This is a genomic window from Mesorhizobium sp. B2-8-9 (assembly GCF_006439475.1).
Taxonomy (GTDB): domain Bacteria; phylum Pseudomonadota; class Alphaproteobacteria; order Rhizobiales; family Rhizobiaceae; genus Mesorhizobium.
On sequence record NZ_VFTQ01000066.1, the window covers coordinates 1 to 3231 of the forward strand.

Below are 3231 nucleotides of genomic sequence, written 5' to 3' on the forward strand. Positions count from 1 at the left end.
TAGCTTAGATGCTGTTCAGCAGTTGCAGAACGGCATCGGTGGGCCGGAAGCGCGCCCCGTAATTGCCCTCGATGCCCGCCTTTTCGATTCCGTTGCGCATCATCTCGACATCCGCGGCGGCATAGCGGTGGGTGGTGGCGACCTGTGCGTGCCCGAGCCAGGCTTGAATCGTCAAAAGATCCACGCCGGACTGGAGAAGCTTCATGGCGAGGGAGTGCCGGAAGATGTGTGGCGATATGGGCTTTTCGGCCAAGTCCGGCCTAATGGCCACTGCCTTGGCCGCCGCTCGTCGTACGATGTGGGTCGCCCCGAAGCGCGTCAGGCGCTCATTGTGGGCGCCGACAAAGATCGGTCGTGGTTCGAGGTTGGCGATTCCGCGTTCGCGCAACAAGGCCGCCAGCGCTCTCGCCAAATCCTGAGAAACGGGGATGACGCGATCTCTGCGCCCCTTACCGTGCAACAGCACCTGCGAACGCGGGCGTTCCAACTGAAGGTCGTCAGCATTGACACCAATGGCTTCGGAGACCCGCGCGCCGGTCCGCGCCAGGAACAGCAGAAACGCGCGGTCGCGCCGACCACGGGGCGTCCTCTGATCGGGCGCCGCAATGATTGCGTCCACTTCTGCGTTGGTGAGGTGGCGCGTCACCTCAATGTGCGCCCGTTTTGTGGGAATCGTCAGCACGCGTTGCGCGACACCAAAGGACGCCGGGTCGGCCGCTGCCACATGGTGGAAGAAAGATCGTATCGCAGCTAGTCGGGCATTGCGCGTGGCGACGGTGTTGTTCCGCTTCTCCTCGAGTTCGTCGAGAAAGGCGAGAACGAGGTCTCGATCGAGATCTTCGAGCACCAACGCCGCCGGCCTCTTCCGCAACCTGGCGGCGGCAAAGAGGATCAGCATGCGCAAGGCGTCGCGATAGCTCGCGACAGTCGCGGGAGTGGCGTTGCGCTGCTTGGTCAAGCGCCGGCGAAAGTAGGATTCCAGGAGCGGCGCCAGGAGAAGATGTTCGCTCATGCTGCACCTCCATCGAGGAAAGCGCGGTCCGCCGCAATGGCGAGAAGATCCGTCGAACCAGTGAGGTAGTAAGCGGTATCGCTGTAGCTGGCGTGGCCGAGATATGTGGCGAGCAACGGGAGCAGCGCCTGAACGTCTGCGCGCTGTTGGTGCCAGAAGCTGAGGCGGGTCACGGCGAACCGGTGCCTGAGATCGTGCGGCCTTAAGGGCTTACCGCCATCAAGGCCGGCGAGCTTGCGGACCTCGGCAAAACCGTTTTGCAGGCCGGTCGCTGAGAGGCGGTTGCCACGAGAGCTGAGGAAGAAGCCCTGGTCCTTGGGCGTGGGAAAAGCGGCGTCACGCTCACGGGCGTAATGGCGAAGGGCAGCCTGGGTCGTCGTGTGAACTGGAACGAGACGGTCCTTGCGGAACTTCGTCTTCCGAACCAGAAGAACCCCGCTGGTCAGATCGACGTCGGAACGATCAAGCCTGACCACTTCGCCAGATCGCAGTCCCGAGCTTGCTAACAATCCGATCAGCGTTGCCATCGTCCGCCCCCTGAGAGGGATGCCTGGCGAAATGCGCGCACATGCGTCGATGAGCGACGCCAACTCTGACTCGCTGAGGATCCGCGGCGGCGGAATCGCCCTGGATCTGGGAAAGACTCTACGCTCCAAGGTCTCCGTTTGGGCGTCATAGACGGCGAGATACTCGTAGAATCGGCGGAGCACGCCGTGACGAGTGGTGCGGCTGTTGGCGGCGCCGCCGAACGACAGGACGAAGTCCAGCGCCATCGTCCGGGTGGCGGGCGCATCGAACTGAGCGCGTTCAACGTAGCGGACGAAAGCCCGCAACGTGCCAGCTTGTTTGCTGAAAGAGTAGCCGAGCGAGTGGCGCAGTTCGATGTAACGCTCGGCCTTCTCGCCGAGGAATCGGGTAAACGCGGTCATGCCGCGCCTCCCGGAAAGGGGAGTGCGACCTCGGCGAGTTGCGAGGCCGCAACCTTCACGTACAGCGCCGTTGTGTTGATGCTCCGGTGGCCAAGAAGATCGGCGACCTCGTTGATTGGCCTTCGCTGCCTGACGAGCTGGGTGGCAAGGCTGTGGCGCAGGAGATGCGCACCTGCGACCCGCCCGAGTTCGACCCCGCCATGCCGCAACCGCTTCCGCACGATCCTCGAAACAGGCGACGCGCACTTGAACGGCCCCAGCGGCGGCGCGAAGGACAGGAACAGATACGGACTATCCACCTTCGGTCGAGCGCGCAGGATGTAATCGGCGAGTGCGGCGCCGGTCTCCTCGAGGAGTGGTACCACCCGATCACGCTTGCCCTTGGTGCGCCGGACAAAAACCTCGCCAGTACGCCAGTGGATATCCTTCAGCCGAATGGCGCGTAACTCGCCGTTGCGAATGCCGGTGGTGGCGAGCAGCAGCAAGACGGCTCGATCGCGGATGTCGACCGGCGTCGTTGCGCCGATCGCATCGATCGCCTGCCGAACGTCATCCCATGCAAGGCGCGGCGGCAAATGTGCCAAACGCCAAGAGGGCGTCCTTGGGACAACGCGGGCGAGATCTTGGCGATGGTGGCCAGCCCAATACAAAAACCGAAGAAATGTTCGGATGTGAGAAGTCGCTGCCGTGCGGCTGCTGGAGGTCGCCGATAGTGACAGCCGATGCTCGACAGCAGCGAGGACGTGCTCAGCCGCCAACGCCTCGAGGTCCTGGCCGGGATGGTGATGGCGGAACCAATCCAAAAAGCGGCGACCGCCCAGAAGAACGCCTTCGCGGGTCTTCGGCTCCAGGCCCCGCACCCTGCGCAGATAGTCCGAAAAGGAGGCCAGAAGCGGATTATCCGGGTCAGCATCTACACTGGGAACGGAAGCAATGAATCGCTCCGGAGCCACTCGCAGTGCGTGTCCCAGCGCCGACACTGCTCCAATGCGTGGAGAATCCGTCGTAAACGTGGACAAATAGCTATCGACGACATCCTGATGGATCGGCATCGGACCACAGCGCGTCGCGGCAAACTGGCTAAAGCGCGCAATCCGGCTCAGGTAAATCTTGGCGGACGCTCGCTTATAACCAAGCGTGAAAAAATGCTCCGCGAGGCGATCCATCTCGCCGCCGAGCGCACCGCTACGCAGGCGCTTGAGTACCCCACGATACGAAAAATAGAAGTCGAGCATATTGCCCCTCCAGCATTGCGGCGCAGGGGGATCCCGCGTCCGTCAGAGAGGCATG

Annotated in this window: 3 protein-coding genes; all 3 read right to left on the reverse strand. The window is 62.8% G+C overall.

The features are described from left to right. Positions 1 to 4: 4 nt before the first annotated feature. The 3 genes from FJ423_RS33320 to FJ423_RS33330 are packed head-to-tail and all read right to left on the reverse strand — an operon-like array spanning position 5 to position 3176. On the reverse strand, positions 5 to 1012 hold the full coding sequence (locus tag FJ423_RS33320) for a tyrosine-type recombinase/integrase (protein ID WP_064995508.1): 1008 nt from the start codon (positions 1010 to 1012) through the stop codon (positions 5 to 7). Beyond that, a complete protein-coding gene (locus tag FJ423_RS33325) occupies positions 1009 to 1941 on the reverse strand; it encodes a tyrosine-type recombinase/integrase (protein WP_064995509.1) in 933 nt (310 codons plus the stop codon). Before FJ423_RS33325 ends, FJ423_RS33320 begins: the two co-directional genes overlap by 4 nt. Next, positions 1938 to 3176: a site-specific integrase gene (locus FJ423_RS33330; protein WP_084016273.1), complete on the reverse strand. Its 1239-nt coding sequence runs from the start codon at positions 3174 to 3176 to the stop codon at positions 1938 to 1940. Before FJ423_RS33330 ends, FJ423_RS33325 begins: the two co-directional genes overlap by 4 nt. Between the last annotated feature and the right edge of the window lie 55 nt (positions 3177 to 3231).